Here is a 570-nt window from a genome sequence, read left to right as displayed (position 1 = left end):
TATCGCTTCTCCTTACAAAGCTTTAGCTGTAAGAGAAAGTCAAAGAAAAGCACAAGCTATTAGTGTAGCCCAGCAAGAATGCTTAAAAATTATGCGTGAATGTGAAGGCTTTACACCTGTTTCACCCATACTACAATTTAGCTATTTGGATGAAAACAAACACAGAGACAAAGCTTTACAAATGGGATTAGAGCTTTTAAAAGCAAGTGATTATATTTATATGAGCAATCATAAAGATGCTAAGTATTCTAAGGGAATGCAAGAAGAATTAGCATTAGCTAAAAAGCTTGGCATTAAAGAGCTAGTTTTGGAGTTGCCTCTTTGACTTCGCAATGTGGCAAAGCCACCTTTTGCGATAAAGAGCTACACTCCCTTAACCCACCTGAAGGCTCCGCGACACTGCGTGAAAAAAAAGGTTTAAGGATAGTTAAGAAAAGAGCTAAACACGCAGTGCTTTTAAGATATGGCGTAGTTCTTTGGGATTATCAAATTAACAAATTTAATTTAAAAGGAGATTTAAATGCAAATAAATAGTTTTGAAGATGTAAATCTTGCACTTAAAAAAGTGGC

The 570-nt window shown here is 35.4% G+C and carries 1 protein-coding gene; it reads left to right on the top strand.

Annotation, left to right across the window (positions count from 1 at the left end):
- The first annotated feature begins 1 nt into the window (after position 1).
- Positions 2–325, top strand: a complete 324-nt coding sequence (locus tag AJ886_RS00035) for a DUF4406 domain-containing protein (RefSeq protein ID WP_261662255.1) — start codon at positions 2–4, stop codon at positions 323–325.
- Positions 326–570: the final 245 nt, after the last annotated feature.

The organism is Campylobacter sp. BCW_6465 (assembly GCF_001762815.1).
Taxonomy (GTDB): Bacteria; Campylobacterota; Campylobacteria; order Campylobacterales; family Campylobacteraceae; genus Campylobacter_D; species Campylobacter_D jejuni.
The sequence above is the reverse complement of the archived record's forward strand: the minus strand, read 5'-3'. Positions and strand labels throughout refer to the sequence as shown.